Here is a 17,791-nt window from a genome sequence, read left to right as displayed (position 1 = left end):
GCCGCACCGGACGAACACAAGATGTCGCCGACCCGCTCTTCGTAACGAAACCGCGGGGTGACGTGCGTCACCGCCGCCATGTCCGGAGCCGGGCCGACCTGCCGAACACCAGCGGCGGGGCGTGCATCATCCGGCCGGGTCCGATCACGATTCCGACCTACCCTGGCCCGGCAGCGCCCGCTTGCCGAACACCAGATCACCTGGTCGCTCGGCGGTAGTGTGGTCGACCGTGTCCACGCCCGAGCAGCAATCCGATGCGCCGCAGCCTTTTCCCGATATAGAGCCGTATGCCCGCGGGCTTCTGGACGTCGGGGACGGACAGCGCGTCTACTGGGAGACCAGCGGTAACCCGCACGGTAAACCGGCGTTGGTCGTGCACGGCGGACCGGGCGGCGGCGGGCGGCGCGGCTCGCGGAAGAGTTTCGACCCGGCCGCCTACCGAATCGTCCTGTTCGATCAACGTGGCTGCGGCGAGAGTCTGCCGCATGCCTCCGACCCGTCGGTCGACCTCACGCACAACACCACGCATCACTTGATCGCGGACATGGAACGTCTGCGCGAACACCTCGGAATCGACCGGTGGTTGCTCTTCGGCGGTTCCTGGGGATCGACGCTGATCCTCGCCTACGCCCAGCGCTACCCCGAGCGGGTCAGCGAGATCGTGCTGGTGGGGGTGACCATGACCCGGCAAGAGGAGATCGACTGGCTCTACCGCGATGTCGCGAAACTCCTGCCCGCACAGTGGGAGACCTTCCGCACCGGCGTTCCCCTCGCCGACCGCCACGGCGACCTCGTCGACGCTTATCACCGACTGATCGAGAGCCCCGACGCGCCGACCCGCGAATCGGCGGCGCGTGGGAGGACGCGGTGATCGCGCACGAGAACCTCGGCAGCCCAGGGCAATACAGCGCGAAGCCGGACGCGGCGCGAATGGCCTTCGTGCGAATCTGCACGCATTACTTCGCCAACGCGGCCTGGCTGGAGGACGGGCAGTTGCTACGTGACGTGCACCGGCTCACGGGCATTCCCGGCGTGCTGATCCACGGCCGACTCGACCTGAGCGCCCCGCTGTATACCGCCTGGCAGCTGGCCCAGGCGTGGCCCGACGCGGAACTACAGGTCATCGACGATTCCGGGCACACGGGCAGCACGGCCATGAGCGCCGCCGTCCTGCGGGCGATCGCCCGATTCGCTCGGTAGCTCGCTCCGGCCTCGGCCGGGAATTCCGCCCTGTGAGGGTCTTAAGTCCCGACCATCAGGGGCCACCGCCCCCGGTGCGGACCGGGTCCCCGCTGCGAATGTGGAAGACGATCCTGTCGCAGCCGCAAACGGAGACGAAATGAGCACACCAGCCGACCGTCAGTCGATCGTCGTCGGAATCGACGGCAGCCCGACCGCTGTGGGTGCAGCGCGCTGGGCCGGAGCCGTCGCGAATCGGCAGCGCGCCACGCTGGTGCTGCTGGGCGTGGTTCCCGCCCTCGATCACCCCATGACCTCCTCCGCTCTGGCCGAGGTCAATCTGCTACCCGAACTCCGAGCGGCGGCGAAGCAGAAGGTCGAGGAGGCATTCGACGCCGTGCGCGCCGATCAGCCGGACATCGAGATCCACCGGACCGTCGAGGACGGCTCGCCCGCGCGCGAGTTGATCAAGCACAGCGCGGAAGCGCGCATGGTCGTCGTCGCGGCGAAACACCAGGACCGGCTCTCCACGCTGTTGCTGGGATCGACCGCGCTCACGGTCGCGAACAAGGCGGCCTGTCCGGTGACCGTGTGGCGAGGCAGGCTCGACCGGCCACAGCCGGACGAGCGGCCCGTGCTCGTCGGCGTCGACGGGAGCCCGGGTAGTTCCGCGGCGCTCGGCGAGGCGTTCGAGCTGGCGTCCACACTCGGCGTCGAAGTGACCGCCTTGCACGCGTGGAACGACCCGGACCTGCTGCAGTGGACCCCGGTGCCCGACGCGTGGGATGTGCTGGCTCAGCAGGAGGAGGCACTACTGTCCGAATGCTTGGCCGGATGGTGCGAGAAATACCCGGACGTCACGGTCACCAAAGTGGTCGAGAAGAACACGCCCGCGCAGGCGCTGCTCGCCCACGCCGAGAAAGCCCAACTGCTGGTGACCGGCAGTCGTGGGCACAACCGCCTCACCGGACTCGTCCTCGGATCGACGAGCCAGAACTTGCTGCATCACGCAGCGAGCCCGGTGGTGATCTGCCGTGAGCGGTAGGACAGCGGTCGTGGGCGTGCGCGCGGATCAGTCCACGTCCGCCGCTGACGCCTGGACCACCCGCTGGAGCGCGCGCAAGTCCGCGTCCAGCGTGCGGAACAGCCAGTACACGGCGACGAACGCGAGCCCGCCGACCGCGCACAACCCGAGGACCGAATCGCGCACCAACGGAAGTTCCTCGGGTTCGAGCAGGCTGAATCCGGCCAGCACCCCGACCAGTGGCACGGACGCCGTGACCGCGAGATAGATCGTGGTTCTGCGGCGCAGCGTGCGGATGACGCCGAAGTCGTGCGCCGTCGTGCGGCTGTAACGCAAATAGATCGGATAGACACAGCGGACGATGTAGAACGTCGACAGGAAGAACGTGTAGGCGACGGAGATGACAGCCGCCATGAAAACGGTCATCGCCGCGTGGATCACCAGTCGCGCCGGAAGATCGGTGAGCCATAGGCAGAGGAACACCCCCGTCACCGTTGCCGTAATCCCGGTCTGAAAGGTGTTCAGCGCACACATGTCCCCCCAGAACAATGTTCGCGACCGCACTCGCGCGAGCAGTGCCTCGTCGTAGCGTCTGCCCTCGCGCAAGCCGCGCGGAATCGCGAGCAGATCACGCGACATATACGCGTAGATCACGATGGACAGCGGGCAGGCGATGAGGACGAAGACGTACACACCCATGTTGAGCTGCGAGTTTGTCGTATCGGGCAGGCGCTCTCTGATCAGGTCCTGGACGTGCACGGCCATGTAGATCGTCGCCAGGCCGACACCGACCAGCGAGGACAACCACAGAACCGGAGTGGGCCTGCTCGCGAGCCGTGCGCGCCAGCTGTCCGGGGGCGGATAGACGAGATCGCGGGCCCGCTGCTCCAGGCACAGGTCGAGTTGTTGCGCCAATTCCGAGCCGGACGAGTAGCGGTCCGCACGGTCGGGCGACAAACACTTCAGCAGCACGCGCCGCAGCGCCATCGGGCAGTCCGGGGGCAGCTCCGACAGGAACGCCGGACCGATGGGCCTGCGCCGCAGTGCGATCATGCGGGCCAGCGACGTCTGCGAATCGCCCGCCGACGTCTCGTCCGCGAAGGGGCGGCGCCCGGTGAGCAACTCCCACAGCATGACGCCGAGCGCGAAGATGTCGCTTCGCGTATCCAGTTCCACGGCGGTCGCGGGCAGGTCGGGGTGGCAGGCCTCGAGTTGCTCCGGCGACATGTATGCCAGCGACCCGCCGAAGTACGCCAACGGGCTGGTGCCCCGGACACGTTTGCTGAAGCTGACATTGAAGTCGGCCAGCTTCGGAATCCCCTCGGCGCTCAGCAGCACGTTCGCTGGTTTGATGTCGCGATGCAGCACCCCACGTTCGGACGCGTGCTCCAGCGCGTCCGCGAGCCGGCGCCCCAGCCACACCACGGTCTCCGGCCAGGTCAGTCCGGCGATCCTGGTCCGGACAGCCGACTCGGTCGGCCGCACCTCGCCCTTGTCGGCGAGCACCTTGTCGATGGCGTCCAGCAGCAGTTGCCCACTGCGACGTTCGGGCGGCGTCGTACGCGACAAGCGCAGCACGTCGAGCAGCGTTCCGCCGGGCAGATACTGCATGTAGAGCAGTTTCAGCTCGCCGTCGGCGATGAGTCGCTGGTCGAAGATGCGCACGATGTACTCGTGGTCGAGCTGGGCGAGCGTCTGCGGCTCGTTGCCGTGGTTGTGCGAGATCTTGACCGCGACCAGCCGCTGCATCGACTGCTGCCGCGCGAGGTACACCTGGGCGAAGGCGCCGACCCCGATGCGCATCAGGAGGTCGAAATCGTCGACTCGATCGCCGACGTCGATGGCGTCGAGCGCGACCTGGGCGCTGGGACGAGCGATCATCGTGCTGCGGTAGTCGCTGGTGATCCGGTCGAGCTCCGGATCGGCCGCCGTCGCGGTGGCGGTGCCGTCCGAATCGGCGGCGTCGCGGCGGCCACTGCGGCGCATGGCGTGGAATTCCTCGTAGACCAGATCGGCCGGGAACGGAGCGCTGCGCAGCTCGGGGAATTCCGCGCGGTAGTCGATCAGCCGTTTGGGGAAGTAGTAGCGAAGCCAGCGGAACTCGAGGTCCACCTTGATCAATTCGATCAGCATCGTGTGCCGATCGGCCGGTTCGCGGGGCAGGTAGGAGGACAGATCGGGCGGGAATCCCGACGCCCAAGCCTCGGAGAATCGCGCCACGGCGGCGGCGAGCGCCGCACGGGTCCGTTCCGCCGAATCGGCGAGATCGATCGGTTCGCGCATCGGTAGCTCGGAGTCAGCCGTTGCGGGTCAGACGGCGGCTACACACGATGCGCCCTTGCCTCGCAGGTGTTCCACATCAGCTCCTTGACGTCGAATTACCCCGCTCAAGGGTATCGCTCCGCGCGCGGGTGTCGCGGCATCCGCGCAAACGCCGCCGAGTGATTGCTCAGCGGGCACTCGCGCCCCGCTCGACTCGGGTTCGGTCGCCGTCCGATCGTCCGAACTGCCGGGAATGGCATCGCCGGGATGGTGCTCGAGACCACTGGTATCTGCTCATCCGGCGGGAACGGGCGGCGAAAACCTCCCACGAGTAGAACGCGCGCCGCGACACCTAGGACACCGCCCCGCACATCTGCACGGCGGCCGATATGCCCGGCAAACCTCGACTTCCTAGGTGCGGCGGGGCCAGCGCTCGACCTGGACACCACGATCCGTCTCCGAGTACACCGGGGCGGTCGACGGAAGACCGGCCGATAGATCGGACGCCGGGCAGCGCCGAGAACACCGGAAGCGCGGTGAGCATGTCCGCCGCGCGCCCGTCGGCCCGGTGAACGTAGCGCTGAGGAAAAGCGCAACCGGGACCGCCCATAAGCGGACAGGGTGACGCGACGAGTTGGGCCAGGACGGGAACCGGACGCGGACCGCCGGACCTGCGTCAGCGCCTTCACATCCTGACCCAGCCGAGTGGGCACGATGATGCGGCCGGGTCCCGATTGCACGGGCAGCGCGTCACCCCGCCGAGTCCGGCTCGGCGCTCGGACGCCGCCGCGTGCGCTGCCAGGCCGAGCGCTGCTCACGGGTCGAGGAACAACCGCTCGTTCGGCAGACGGGGCAGGCCCGTCGGATCGCCCGGGAGCACCGTGGCCGCGTCCGCGTAGTGGCGGGCGCGCCACTCCTGGACGAACAGCGCGGCAGCGCTCGCACAGGCCACGAAGTTCAGACGCACGTCGTGGAATTGGACCGACACATGGACATCGGGCTCTTCCGGGCGCGGCGACCGCTGCTGCGGCCCGGTCACCACCGGCGTCCCGCGCGTACCCGGATCGCCGCGACGACGACCGAACCCGACGGCCGGAACGTATCGCGCGGCGGTTCGACCCAGACCCGGAAGCACGGCGACCGGTCCGCGGGCGACGGCAGGGCGATCTGCGCACCGCGGCGTGCGACCGACACGTCCAGCCGGAACAGCTCGGCGAACAAGCCGACTTCGTCGGGCAGGTCCGGCCGCACCAGATAGGTCCAGCGCTTCGAGCGTGGATGCGAGATGATCGGCCCGAGCGCGGACCGCCGGACCTGCAACAGCGCCTTCACCTCCTGGCCGAGCCGAGCGGGCATGGTGATCGCGCCGACTCCGCCCGCGGGCACGACGATGCGGCCGAGTTCCGGTTGCACGGCCGCCGGAAGCCCGCACTGCCGGTAGAAACGGCACCGGCTGGCCGGGGTGTCGGCCGCCGGATCGTACAGGTCGCTCACCGCGTGCCCTCCCGCCCCGCCGCGCCGGGATCACCGACGCGGTGCGAAGCCGTCGCGCGCCGATCGTGTCCGCGCAGCGGTCGCGACGGCATCACGTCGAGGCGCGGTCGGTTGCTATCGGTGCGTCGCGGGCGGCGACGGTGGAGTCGATGTGCGTGGCACTGGACGGCTCGCGCCCGGAAACCGTTGCGACCCAGGTGATCCGCTAGGGATAGCGTGGAGCCGGGCGCGGACGACGACACCGCGCGAATCGCACCGAATTCGTTTCGATCACCGGTCGCCACCGTCGCGATCGCGTCACCATGCCGCTTCACGAACGTGTCGTTCCACGCGAAATCGACTGCCACTCCCCGCATCACGTTTGCCTTCCCCTGCTCATCGCGTTGTGAGCACCCGCGCCCTGGAGCGCAACCCGTTGTCGCGCGCACCGACGTGCCCGTCCCGGGGGCGAGTGCTCGCGACAGCTTGGCGGGCTGCCGGATCGGCGTTGTCCCGGTGCGGGACACCTGGCGGCGCGTCTAGCATGAGGTTTCGATCAGCATCCGGCGAGGGAGAGCCGATGAGCGAGGGTCAGGGGAACGACGAGGGCCGGTACATCGGCCGACAGGTGCGTGCCATTCGCGCGCGCCGTGGGATCTCGCAGCAAGTGCTGGCCGATCGGGTCGGCGTCAGCCGGGGCGCGATCGCCAAATACGAGAACGGCGAGCGCCCCATCGACTCGCGGCGGACCCTGCACGCCCTCGCCCAAGCACTCGGCGTCGCGGTCGGTGATCTGACCGGCGATCAGAACGATCGGTTCGACCCGTCGTCGGCCGGGTTCCACGCCGCGGTGCCCGCCATCGAAACCGCGCTCTGGACGCACGGGAACACCACGGTGGACGGCCCACCACGAAGCCTGGACGAACTCACGGCCGCGACGAAGTACGCGGCCGAACTGCGGCGCGCATGCGACTACGCGAAGCTCGGGCCAATGCTCGCGCCTCTACTGACGGACTGCTACCGCCATGCTCGGGACGCGACCGGCATCGACCGGGACCGCGCCTGGGACGCCCTCGCGGCGGCCGCCTATCTCACGGCACAATCGGCGTCGCGGCGCGGGTATCCAGCACTGGCGTGGACAGCCGCGCAGGAAATCGAGCGCGCTACCGAGAAGATCGGTGGCACATCTGGGCCGGCGACAGCCGCCTACACCCGGAGCCAGACGCTCCTGGGGCGCCCCAGCACCCTGCCCACCGCACTTCAGGACGCCGAGACCACCGCCGAGCGGCTCGCGCCGGAGGTGCGCTCGGTCGAGGAAATCGAGACCTACGGCATGCTGCATCTCCAAGCCGCGCTCGTCACCGCTGCGCTGGGCGGCGACCCGGCCGACCACTTGAACGAGGCGGACGAGCAGGTCGCTCGACTCGAGCACGCCGACGCGAACAACACCCTCCTGCGCAACCCCACCTTCGACGCGACGAACGTGATCCTCTGGCGCATGTCAGCGGCAATGGAGAAACGCGAACCAGGCCAAGTCCTCGAACTCGCCCCCACCCTCGACCCGCAAGCCATCCCCGCCGAAGGCCGCAGAGTCCAATACTTCGTCGAGATCGGCCGAGCCCACGCCCTGCGCCGCGACTACCACAACTCCCTGCACGCCCTCCTGCGCGCCGAACACATCGCCCCCCAGCAAGTGCGCGGCATGACCCACGTCCGCGAACTCGTCGGCCACATGATGCGCACCGCCCACCGCAACCTCACCACCGGCGACCTCGGCCGCCTCGCCAAACGCATCGGCGCGGTCCCCCCCTGACCCATACCCCGGGCAACATATGCAGCGGCCACAACAGGTTTCAGGTACCACGCGTCCGGCCTCGGCGGACCGGAGATGGGCGACATCCGAACGCAGGTCCGGCGGCATCCGATGCCGCACCCGTTGGCTGGCGGACGTCTAGGTCTCGAGTCCTGCCAGGATTATGCGCATCCCGGCCCGGAATTCGGCTGTCGGGTCGCTCGAGGCGGCGGCGTACGCGATCTCGATGAGCTTGGGGAACTGCTCGGGCGGCAATGCCGCGATCCGGTCGGTGATCGTCGTGAGGTCCTCGTCGCGCGCCACGGATAGCGGGCCGACGAGTTCGGCTTGCGCGTATCCGGTGATGAAGCCGGACACTGCGCGGAACGCCACCAGCAACGCGGTTCCTGATCTGCCGCTACGCGCGAGCGCCTGCAACAGGGCTTCGGTTGGCCGCAGGGTCGCCAGGTCGAGGCTGCGCCGAGTGAGAATCAGTGGGATCGCATGGGGATGTGCGCGCACGGCGCGCCACATTCCCTCGGCGACGGCAAGTACCTCGTCATCCCAGTCCATGGACGGCGTGGCGTCCCAGTGCGCTTCGGCCATGACGGCCTCGGTGACGAGCTGCTCCAAACCTTCCCGTCCATCGACGTAGTTGTAGATCGTCATCGCACCGGTGCCCAGCGCCGACGCGAGACTGCGCATGGTCAACCCGGCCAGGCCATGGTCGTCGACCAAGGCCAGTGCCGCGGCTTGCAGCTGCTCGCGCGCGAATTTCCTGGGGGCGGGCATACTTCTCCTTGTTTAAGTACAACGTACGTGTTTAACTGAGCATGTTCACGTACAACGTACCTATATCGAGGTGTCATGACCATTCGCACCACCTTCCCTTCCGGCCGCGACGAATGCGCGGTGTGGCTGACGCTTCCGGACGGCCCAGGTCCGCATCCGGCCGTGGTGCTCGTCCACGGCGGTGGCGCAACGCACGACATGATGCTGGCCCAGTACGAGAAGTGGTTCTCCGACGCGGGTCTTGCCGTGGTGGCCTTCGACTTCCGCCACCTCGGAGAATCAGGCGGCATGCCGCGCCAGCTGGTGAGTCAGCGCCGTTACGCCGAGGATGTCGACGCCGCCGTGGCTTTCGCCCGCTCCCGCCCCGAACTGGACGCTCACCGGATCGCGTTGTGGGGCACGTCGTTCGGCGCCAGCCACGTGCTGGCCGCAGCCGCACGCCACGACGACCTTCGTGCGGCGGTGGTTCAGTGTCCGGTCTTCAGTGGGCGAGCCGTGGTGTCACGGGCGGGGGTGCGGCATCTGTTGCGGTTCACGGTTCCGATCGCGTCCGACCTGGTGCGTGCCGCACTCGGTCGGTCGCGCCGTTACGTCCCCTTGGTCGGAAAGCCAGGGGACCTGGCGTTCGTGAACCAGCCCGGCGCTCTCGAGGGGTGGCAGTCGGTGACGCCACCAGGTTACGGCTTCGACAACCGGATCACGGCGGCCTCGGGACTGGGCATGTTGTTCTACAACGCCGCGTCCGCCGCGCCGCGCGTGCGCTGCCCGCTGCTGGTGTGCGCCTGCGATCGAGAAAATCTCATCGACCCCGCCATCGCGGGGCGGGTGGCCGCCACCGCACCACGGGCAACCCTGAAGCATTACGACGCCGACCACTTCACCGTCTACCATCCGCCGGCTGTCGATCGGATCGTTGCCGATCAGATCGAGTTTCTCACCACGCATCTCGCGTCGAACGCGTAACGAGAGGAGTACACCGGTGCAGCGTATTCACGACGTCCTCCATGGGGCGGCCACTACTGCAGCAGATGCTGTCGGCTGGATCGCGGACGACCGGAAGATCCGGTTCGCTGAGATGGACGCATGGTCGGACCGGGTCGCCAGCGGATTGCTGCGGCTGGGCATCCGGCGGGGTGATCGCGTCGCCGTCAACGGGCCCAACACACCCGAGTGGCTAGCGGTGTACTTCGCAGCGGCCAAAATCGGTGCGGTGGTGGTCGGGCTCAGCGTCCGATACCGAGAGACCGAGTTCGCGCGCATCCTCGGCGATTCCGGGTCCCGAGCGGTGGTCACCGTGCCGTCCAGTGAGGGAATCGACTTTCTGCAGATGCTGGCCGGCCTGCGAAATCGTCTTCCGCAGCTGGAAGCCGTAGTGACCTTCGGCGCCGACGGCGACCACCCGCTCGATGAGCTCTGGTCGACATCGGCGGACACCGTGGCGCTCGCTGAAGCCAAGGACGCGGTCCGCGAGGACGATCCGGTCATGATCATCTATACGTCCGGGACAACCGGCCGGCCCAAAGGTGCGGTGCAGACGCATCGCGGCCAACTCGCAGCCGCTACCGCACAAGCGGAGCACATGCGGCTCGGACCCGGCGACACGCTACCGGTCGCCGTGCCGCTCAACCATGTCAGCGGCATCACCTGTTGCGTACTCGCCGCGCTGGTCACCTGCGCCCGCACCGTGCTGCTGCCGACGTTCCAGCCCGCGGCCGTCGCCGACCTGTTCCACTCAGCGGACCTCACGATCTGGGTCGGAGTACCGACCATGCACATTCTGCTACTCGACCGGTCTCGGTTCACCACGGTGGACACAGCCGCGGTTCGGCTCGTGGTCACCGGCGGCGCCAACGCCGAACCAGCCTTGCTGGAACGTTTGACCAGATTCTTTCCGAACGCCACCGTGATGAACCTCTACGGGCTCAGTGAGTCCTCGGGTGCAGTTGTGATGACCCCGTGGGGCAGTGACATGGAGTCGACCGTGCGCGCGATCGGCCGACCGCTTCCGAACGTGCAGATCAAGATCGCCGATGCCGACGGGACCGAAGTCGCCATCGGCGAAGCCGGCGAACTCCTGCTCCGAACCCCTTCGGTCATGGCGGGCTACCACAACATGCCCGCGGAAACGGCCGACGCCATCGGTAGCGACGGCTGGCTGCGCACGGGCGACATAGCCTGGACCGACAACGACGGCTTGATCACCCTGCACGGCCGGGCCAAGGACATGTTCGTCCAAGGCGGATACAACATCTACCCGATCGAAGTCGAGAACATACTGGCGGAGCACCCGCAGGTCCTCATGGCGGCCGGTATCGGTGTACCCGATCCGGTGCTCGGCGAGATCGGCCGCTACTACGTTGTCCTCACGCCGGACGCTCGGCTCGCCGAAGGCGACCTCGAACGATTCTGCGCGGACAGAATCGCGGATTACAAGGTCCCCAAGGAAATCATCATCATGCCCAACCTTCCCTTGACTCCATCCGGCAAGGTGCACAAGGCCATACTTCGCAACGAATCAGCGCAACCGGGCGCCGCGAGCTGACCGGTCCACTGGCGGTGGAGTGATGCTTCCCGTGCCATCCAACCGCTCCCGTCGGCATGGCACCATGAAAGTCGTGGACGCCAACGGAAATCCCGTGCTGTACGCCCTCGTGACCGGTTCGCCCCCCGCCCGCGATGTCGGCAAGTTGATCGCCCTGGCCCAGGCCGGCGGCTGGGAGGTGTGCGTCATCGCCTCGCCGTCGGGCACCGGGTTCATCGACGTCGACGCGCTGCGCGCACAGACCGGTTATCCCGTGCGCAGCCAGTACAAGGAACCGGGCACGCCGGATGTGCTGCCACCCGCCGACGGCATCATCGCCGCACCGCTCACCGGCAATTCGATCGCGAAATGGGCTGCGGGGATCTCGGATACGCTCCTGCTCGGTCTGCTGGTCGAAGGGCTCGGCAAGGGCCTACCCATCGTCGGCGTGCCGTACTCGAACCGAGCGCAGATCAGCTTTCCCGCGATCCAGGAGGGGATGCGCAAACTGTCCGAGTGGGGCGTCACCATCGTGATCGGCGAGGGCGAGCCGCACGAGCGGGGCACCGGAGAGGCGCGCCTGCCCCTCTTCCCCTGGCAGGCGGCCTGGAAAGCGCTCCTCGAGCATCCACGCCGGGACGGGGCCGCACCGAACCGACCGTAGACAGCGACCCTACTCAGCCCACCGGGGCATTCGGTCCGATCCACTGGTCGAACAAGCGATCCACCGCGCCCGTCGCGAGCTGGGTGGTCAAGTACGCGTCCAGTAACGCCGCCAGAACGGGATCGTCCTTGCGAACCAACAGCACTTTCCCGAACGAGTCGAACGGCGCTTCGGGATGCAGCACTTGCAGATCCGGATGCTGACGAACGCGGTAGCGGCCCTCGACCGAATCGGTGACGAACACGTCGGCGCGGCCCTGCTCGATCTCACCGAAGATCGTCAGATTGTCCGGCCACAAGGCGAGTTGCGCGGCGGGGAAGTTCTTGCGCGCGAAATCCTCGTTCGTCCCGCCCCGATTGGCGATCACGCGAACACCGGGACGGTTGATCTCCGCGACGGTCGAATACGCCGCGCCGTTCGCGCGGTGGGTGATCGGGGCCTTGCCGTCGGTGCCGTAGGTGATCGAGAAGTCCGCGAACGCGCGCCGCGACGGCAGGTCGGAGATACCTCCGACCGCGAGGTCGCAGTTCCTTTCGGCGAAGTCGGTTTTCAGCGTCGCCCAGGTGACGGGCACGAACTCGATCGGACGGCCGAGCAGCGCGGCGAAACCCCGCGCGAGATCGACGTCCACCCCGCGGTGCTCGCCCGCGTCGTCCCTGATCGAGTACGGCGGATAGTCGCCGGGCGTACAGGCGCGCAACGCGTTCGGGGCCTGCGCGGCCGCCGGAGCCGCCACGGCGGCGAGCACCGTCCACCCGGCGATCAGCACCGCGCCGATCCGGCCGAGCAGCGTCAGACTACGCAACGATCACTTCTCGTTGCGCGCCTTGGGGAAACGGGCCTGCTTGGCGACCCAGCCCGCCATCTTGGCCCAGTGCCCCTTGCGCGGGGTGACGATCGAGGTGAGCTCACGATCCCATTCGTCGGCCTCGGTGAGACCGTCGATCGTGGCGACCAGTTCCTTGGCCGTCTCCAGGTCCGGGACCACGCGGTCACCGAGCACACCGTCGGAACCGACCAGGGTGACCCGCACACCAGCGCGACCGATCGGCTGGAGCACGGCCGTGGCGGAACGTCCGTGATCGGCGACGAACCCCTTGACGGACTCGACGAGGGCGCCCGACAGCTTCTGCGGCGCCGTGGCGGTTTCAGAACTCATGGCACGCAGTTTACCGACCGGTAGGCAGCGTGCCCGCCGCTCGGGTGTAGAACTGGATCTCATGCACGCCATTCAGGTTTCCGAACACGGTGGTCCCGAGGTCCTGAAGTACGTGGAGGTGCCCGATCCGCGGATCGGACCGGACCAGCTCCTGGTCGACACACAGGCGATCGGCGTCAACTTCATCGATACCTACATCCGTACCGGGCGCTATCCGCAGGACGTCCCCTACGTTCCCGGCGCGGAGGGCACCGGCGTCGTCGCCGAGGTCGGCTCGGATGTCACGGAGTTCGCGGTCGGCGACCGGGTGGCCTGGGCCGCCGCCCCGGGCAGCTACGCCCCGAAGGTCGCGGTGCCCGCCGCCGTCGCCATCCGGGTACCGGACGGCGTCGATCCGCCCGTGGCCGCGTCGGCGCTGTTGCAGGGCATGACGGCGCACTATCTCATCGAGTCCATCTACCGGCCCGAGCCAGGGGAGGCGGTGCTCGTGCACGCGGGCGCGGGCGGGGTCGGGCTGATCCTGACCCAGCTCCTCAACGCGCGCGGCGTCCGGGTGATCACGACGGTGTCCTCCGACGAGAAGGAGACACTGTCGCGCGCGGCGGGAGCCGACGAGGTGCTGCGTTACGGCCACGGACTGGCCGGTCGCGTGCGCGAGCTCACCGACGGCGTCGGCGTGGCGGCGGTCTACGACGGCGTCGGCGCGGCGACCTTCGAGTCGAGCCTGGCCGCGCTGCGCGTGCGGGGCACGCTCGCCCTCTTCGGGGGCGCGAGCGGCCCGGTGCCGCCGTTCGACCTGCAACGGCTGGGCGGGGCCGGTTCGCTGTTCGTCACTCGTCCCACGTTGATGCACTACATCCGGGACCGCGCCGAACTCACCTGGCGCGCTGGCGACGTCTTCGACGCCATCGCGCGAGGCACGCTGAACATCCGGATCGGCGCGACCTACCCCCTCGCCGACGCCGAGCGGGCACACCGCGACCTGGAAGGCCGCAAGACCACCGGTTCCATCGTCCTGCTGCCGTGAGCCACGGGCGGGGGACGGTCCGATGGGCCGTCCCCCGCCCGCTCAGTAGTCGCGGCCGGTGAGACCGCGATAGACGAACCGGGTCAGGCCCTCCACGGCCTGTTCGTCGGTCAGCTCGACGCTCCCCTCTTCCACCGCGGCCAGCAGGCTCTGGGTGAGCATGAACATCATCGCGAGGCTGGCGTCGGGCGTGCTCGGCAGCCGCAGGCCCCGGTCGGCGAATCCTTCGACATGGTCGGCGATGTCCGCCCGCTGTTGTCTGCCGAACCGCGCGACCATGTGCGCGAAGTCCTCGTTGACCAGGGCCGCCTGATTCACCGCGCGCAGCACGGGCCCGTGCTCCCGCGCGAAGGTCCAATACCCGGCGACGTGGTAACGCACCGCCTCCGGGTCGCTGAAATCCGGGTTGTGATCGGGTCCTTCCGCGCGCTCGTCACCCGCCGCGGCCAGATCGCTCAGCAGCGCTTGGAGCAGTTCTTCCTTGCTCGCGAAGTGGTTGTAGAACGACCCGGCCGCCCGTCCCGCGGCCGTCGTGATGTCGGTGATCTTGGTGTTCAGGTAGCCGCGCTCGGCGAACAACCGCAGCGCGGCGGCCTTCAACACCTGCTCGGTTTCGGCCGACTTCTCCTTGCGACTCCGCGACACCCACCTCACCTCCTTGACAACGCAACGTACCAAGCATGACACTGAATATGCATTCAGTGAATATTGATTCATCAGGAGTACGCCATGGCACAGCTCGTTCTCGTCGCGGGCGCCGGACCCACCGGCCTCACCCTCGCCCTCGATCTCGCTCGCCGGGACATCCCGGTCCGGATCGTCGACAAGGCGGCCACGTTCTTCGCGGGCTCACGCGGCGACGGCATCCAGCCGCGCACCCTGGAAGTGTTCGACGACCTGGGAGTATTGGACGCGGTGCTGACGGCCGGAATGCCGACACCGGTAATGCGCGTACATCTGGGCGGCGAGTTCGTCACCGAACGCCGAATGAGCGAACCGGTCGAGCCGACGCCCGCCGTCCCCTACCCGAATCTGTGGGTGCTCGGCCAGTCCCGCACCGAGGCCATCCTGCGCGAGCGGCTCGCCGAGTTCGGGGTGCACGTGGAACTGGGCACCGCGCTGACCGGCTTCACACAGGACGACGACGGCGTCACCGTGACGCTGGAACACGACGGCACGCCGGAGACCGTGCGCGCCGCCTACCTGATCGGCGCGGACGGCGGCAAGAGCACCGTGCGCAAGACACTCGGCATCCCGTTCGAGGGCAGCACCGACGAATCGCTGCGCATGCTGCTCGGCGACGTGCGCGCCGACGCGCTCGACCACGAGGTCGGCTACTGGTTCGCCGCCGCCGACGAGCCGATGCGGGGCATCGCGTTGTCCCCGCTGCCCGGTGGCCGTCAATTTCAATTCGCCGCCCCGTTGACCGGCGACGCGGAGCCGAGCCTCGAGCTGCTCCAGGAATACGTGGACCGCTATTGCGGACGCGACGACGTCACCCTCACCGACCTGACCTGGGTGACCGTGTGGCGCCCGAATATCCGCCTCGCGCAGCGCTTCCGCGACGGCAGGGTGTTCCTGGCCGGCGACGCCGCGCACGCGCATCCGCCCACCGGCGGCCAAGGCATGAACACCGGCATCCAGGACGCCTACAACCTCGGCTGGAAGCTGGCCGCCGCGCTCGCCGGGGACGACACGCTCCTGGACAGCTACGAGGCCGAGCGCAGGACGGTGGCCGCCAAGGTGCTCGGGCTCAGCTCCGAACTGCTGGACAAATTGGTCGACGGCGGCGAGGACGCGATGGAGCGCGGAGCGGAGACCCAGCAACTGGACATCAGCTATCGAGACCCGGCCGAGCGCGGCTGGTTCGCCGTCGGCGACCGGGCGCCGGACGCGCCGGTGAAAGACGAGCACGGACGGCCCGTCCGGTTGTTCGACCTGTTCCGCGGGCCCCACGCGACGGTGCTGTCATTCGGCGCCCAGGCGGAAGCCGGGCCGCACGCGTACGCGGTGGTGCGTCCCGGTGAGCAGGTGGAAGGGCCGCACGTGGTGGATGTCGACGGGTATGCCCACGCGGCCTACGCCGCGGCCGAGGGCACCAGGGTGTTCGTCCGCCCGGACGGCTACGTCGGCGCGCTCAGCTGAAGAAGCTGCCGACGGTGTCCCAGCCGAGCACCGAGTCCACCGCGAGGCCGCAGAACACCACGGCCAGGTAGTTGTTCGACTGGAGGAACAGCCGAAGCGGCTTCACCGACTCGCCGCGCCGCACGCCCGCGTACAGCTGGTGCGCCATGAGCAGGAACCATGCTCCGGCCACCAGCGCCACGGCCGCGTAGATCACGCCGGTGGCGGGCACCAGGGCGAGCGTGGTGAGCACGGTCAGCCAGGTGTAGACGACGATCTGCTTGGTGACGGTCTTCTCCGTGGCAACCACCGGCAGCATCGGCACGCCCGCCGCGCGGTAGTCCTCCTTGTAGCGCATGGCCAGCGCCCAAGTGTGCGGCGGTGTCCAGAAGAAGATGACGCCGAACAGCGCGATGGCGGGCCAGCCGATGCCGCCGGTCACCGCCGACCAGCCCACCAGCGCGGGCATGCAGCCCGCCGCGCCGCCCCACACCACGTTCTGCGAGGTGCGGCGCTTGAGGCCCAGCGTGTAGACGAAGACGTAGAACAGGATCGTGGCGACGACGAGGACGCCGCTGAGCAGGTTGGCCTGCCACCACAGCCAGGCGAACGAGCCCAACCCGAGCACGACGCCGAACACGAACGCGTTGCGGGTCGGCACCGCGTCCCTGGCCAGCGGCCGCTTGGCGGTGCGCTTCATGACCTTGTCGATGTCGGCGTCCGCGACGCAGTTGAGCGTGTTCGCGCTCGCCGCGCCCATCCAGCCGCCGAACAGCGTCGCGAGGATCAGGCGGATGTCGACGGTGCCGCGGTCGGCCAGCAGCATGGTCGGAATCGTGGCGACGAGCAACAGCTCGATGACCCTGGGCTTGGTCAGCGCGACGTAGGCCAGTACCCGTCGAATCAGCCGGGACGGTAGGCCGGGACCCGTGAACCGGTCGGCCAGCGCCGTCGCGGAGGAGCCGTGCGCACCATCGCCACCCGGCTGTTGCCCAATCCGCACTGTCTCTCCTCGCACGCTGTGCATCGCATCCGGCATCGACCAGCAGTGCACTCGTCCCGGTGGGACGGGTGCGCCCGCGCCGGACTTCCGTCCGCCCCGGCGCCCCTTCCGACCGGTGCGGCGCTACTACTACTACAAAGGATGGTAGACCCCCGCCGCGCGCGCCCCTCCCGTCGCCCCCGCGCTAGAGGACCGGAATGTGACGGGGGCGACGGCCCGTTCGGCTCGTCCGCGCCACCCGGTTCGGAGCCCTTGCCCTCCCCCTGTCCACGTCCTCGACTCGCGCGGAGCCGTGCGCACGCGCGACGCGGATTCCGCGCCGCGAAAAAAATTCGTCGACTCCACCGAACCCGGCGAACCCACCGCATGCCCCGCACCGCGTGGTGCGGCAACTTTCGCCACCGCACCGGCGCGTGCCACAAAGCAGTCGCTTGCTCAATACTTTCCCATCACCCCGAACACCCGCCCTACGAGGGCGTTCACGACCCGTCACGCATCACGCATGCGCGTGACGCGAGCACCGAAGACACCCGGCCCACCCGTTCCGGCGCCCCTGATGCAAGGCCGTCAACCCGCCGCCGTCGCAGTCGCGGCCTGTGCGAAACCACCTGCGAACGCGCAGCGCAACGAGCGCCGCGAAACCAACACAGGGTTAATGGTGTGCCGGTCACCGGGCACATCTAGGGTAAGTGGGTATACCCGGTTAGCACGCCGTAGCTGCCGCGCGATCATCGCCGTCAGAACCCCACCCGCCGTCGACGAACCAATGTC

The 17,791-nt window shown here is 68.4% G+C and carries 15 protein-coding genes and 1 pseudogene; 8 read left to right on the top strand and 8 right to left on the bottom strand.

All coding sequences use genetic code 11. From position 1 onward, the window contains the following. The first annotated feature begins 277 nt into the window (after positions 1-277). Together pip and ABZW96_RS03225 are read left to right on the top strand one after the other, a co-directional pair. A pseudogene (pip, locus tag ABZW96_RS03230) lies at positions 278-1,200 on the top strand (prolyl aminopeptidase). Positions 1,201-1,339: 139 nt separating this feature from the next. Then, positions 1,340-2,224: a universal stress protein gene (locus ABZW96_RS03225; RefSeq protein WP_355070811.1), complete on the top strand. Its 885-nt coding sequence runs from the start codon at positions 1,340-1,342 to the stop codon at positions 2,222-2,224. A 27-nt stretch (positions 2,225-2,251) separates the two neighbouring features. On the opposite strand, the gene ABZW96_RS03220 is transcribed toward ABZW96_RS03225, so the two are convergent. The 3 genes from ABZW96_RS03220 to ABZW96_RS03210 all read right to left on the bottom strand — a co-directional run bounded on the left by ABZW96_RS03220 (position 2,252) and on the right by ABZW96_RS03210 (position 5,959). Next, complete coding sequence (locus ABZW96_RS03220; RefSeq protein ID WP_355070808.1) at positions 2,252-4,486, bottom strand: serine/threonine-protein kinase; 2,235 nt, start codon at positions 4,484-4,486, stop codon at positions 2,252-2,254. 793 nt (positions 4,487-5,279) lie between these two features. After that, the gene (locus tag ABZW96_RS03215) at positions 5,280-5,504 is read right to left on the bottom strand and encodes a hypothetical protein (RefSeq protein ID WP_355070807.1); all 225 of its coding nucleotides are present in this window, start codon (positions 5,502-5,504) and stop codon (positions 5,280-5,282) included. Further along, positions 5,501-5,959: a DNA-directed RNA polymerase subunit beta gene (locus ABZW96_RS03210; RefSeq protein WP_355070805.1), complete on the bottom strand. Its 459-nt coding sequence runs from the start codon at positions 5,957-5,959 to the stop codon at positions 5,501-5,503. The genes ABZW96_RS03215 and ABZW96_RS03210 overlap by 4 nt, the downstream gene beginning before the upstream one ends. Before the next feature lie 559 nt (positions 5,960-6,518). On the opposite strand from ABZW96_RS03210, the gene ABZW96_RS03205 reads away from it, so the two are divergent. Further along, on the top strand, positions 6,519-7,751 hold the full coding sequence (locus ABZW96_RS03205; RefSeq protein ID WP_355070803.1) for a helix-turn-helix transcriptional regulator: 1,233 nt from the start codon (positions 6,519-6,521) through the stop codon (positions 7,749-7,751). Positions 7,752-7,889: 138 nt separating this feature from the next. Here ABZW96_RS03205 and ABZW96_RS03200 read toward each other — a convergent pair whose 3' ends face one another. Further along, on the bottom strand, positions 7,890-8,522 hold the full coding sequence (locus tag ABZW96_RS03200; protein WP_355070801.1) for a TetR/AcrR family transcriptional regulator C-terminal domain-containing protein: 633 nt from the start codon (positions 8,520-8,522) through the stop codon (positions 7,890-7,892). 75 nt (positions 8,523-8,597) lie between these two features. Between ABZW96_RS03200 and ABZW96_RS03195 the strand changes: the two genes are divergently transcribed. The 3 genes from ABZW96_RS03195 to ABZW96_RS03185 all read left to right on the top strand — a co-directional run bounded on the left by ABZW96_RS03195 (position 8,598) and on the right by ABZW96_RS03185 (position 11,707). Then, complete coding sequence (locus ABZW96_RS03195; RefSeq protein WP_355070800.1) at positions 8,598-9,485, top strand: alpha/beta fold hydrolase; 888 nt, start codon at positions 8,598-8,600, stop codon at positions 9,483-9,485. A gap of 16 nt (positions 9,486-9,501) precedes the next feature. Next, positions 9,502-11,064, top strand: a complete 1,563-nt coding sequence (locus ABZW96_RS03190) for an AMP-binding protein (protein WP_355070799.1) — start codon at positions 9,502-9,504, stop codon at positions 11,062-11,064. 73 nt (positions 11,065-11,137) lie between these two features. Further along, positions 11,138-11,707 (top strand): flavoprotein, encoded by a 570-nt coding sequence (locus tag ABZW96_RS03185; RefSeq protein WP_355070797.1) that lies wholly within the window; start codon positions 11,138-11,140, stop codon positions 11,705-11,707. A gap of 13 nt (positions 11,708-11,720) precedes the next feature. On the opposite strand, the gene ABZW96_RS03180 is transcribed toward ABZW96_RS03185, so the two are convergent. Together ABZW96_RS03180 and ABZW96_RS03175 are read right to left on the bottom strand one after the other, a co-directional pair. Next, positions 11,721-12,512 (bottom strand): transporter substrate-binding domain-containing protein, encoded by a 792-nt coding sequence (locus ABZW96_RS03180; protein WP_355070795.1) that lies wholly within the window; start codon positions 12,510-12,512, stop codon positions 11,721-11,723. Positions 12,513-12,515: 3 nt separating this feature from the next. Beyond that, complete coding sequence (locus ABZW96_RS03175; RefSeq protein WP_355070793.1) at positions 12,516-12,866, bottom strand: hypothetical protein; 351 nt, start codon at positions 12,864-12,866, stop codon at positions 12,516-12,518. 61 nt (positions 12,867-12,927) lie between these two features. On the opposite strand from ABZW96_RS03175, the gene ABZW96_RS03170 reads away from it, so the two are divergent. After that, the gene (locus tag ABZW96_RS03170; RefSeq protein ID WP_355071051.1) at positions 12,928-13,893 is read left to right on the top strand and encodes a quinone oxidoreductase; all 966 of its coding nucleotides are present in this window, start codon (positions 12,928-12,930) and stop codon (positions 13,891-13,893) included. Positions 13,894-13,935: 42 nt separating this feature from the next. Here the strand turns inward: ABZW96_RS03170 and ABZW96_RS03165 are convergent, their stop codons facing one another. Further along, on the bottom strand, positions 13,936-14,538 hold the full coding sequence (locus ABZW96_RS03165; protein WP_355070791.1) for a TetR/AcrR family transcriptional regulator: 603 nt from the start codon (positions 14,536-14,538) through the stop codon (positions 13,936-13,938). A gap of 84 nt (positions 14,539-14,622) precedes the next feature. Between ABZW96_RS03165 and ABZW96_RS03160 the strand changes: the two genes are divergently transcribed. Beyond that, on the top strand, positions 14,623-16,038 hold the full coding sequence (locus ABZW96_RS03160) for an FAD-dependent monooxygenase (RefSeq protein ID WP_355070789.1): 1,416 nt from the start codon (positions 14,623-14,625) through the stop codon (positions 16,036-16,038). Here ABZW96_RS03160 and ABZW96_RS03155 read toward each other — a convergent pair. Further along, positions 16,031-17,020, bottom strand: a complete 990-nt coding sequence (locus ABZW96_RS03155) for a heme o synthase (RefSeq protein WP_355070787.1) — start codon at positions 17,018-17,020, stop codon at positions 16,031-16,033. The two genes, ABZW96_RS03160 and ABZW96_RS03155, sit on opposite strands and share 8 nt — an antisense overlap. Between the last annotated feature and the right edge of the window lie 771 nt (positions 17,021-17,791).

Origin of the sequence: Nocardia sp. NPDC004168, assembly GCF_040610355.1 — a bacterium.
Taxonomy (GTDB): domain Bacteria; phylum Actinomycetota; class Actinomycetes; order Mycobacteriales; family Mycobacteriaceae; genus Nocardia; species Nocardia sichangensis.
This window is presented reverse-complemented; position numbering and strand designations above follow the sequence as displayed.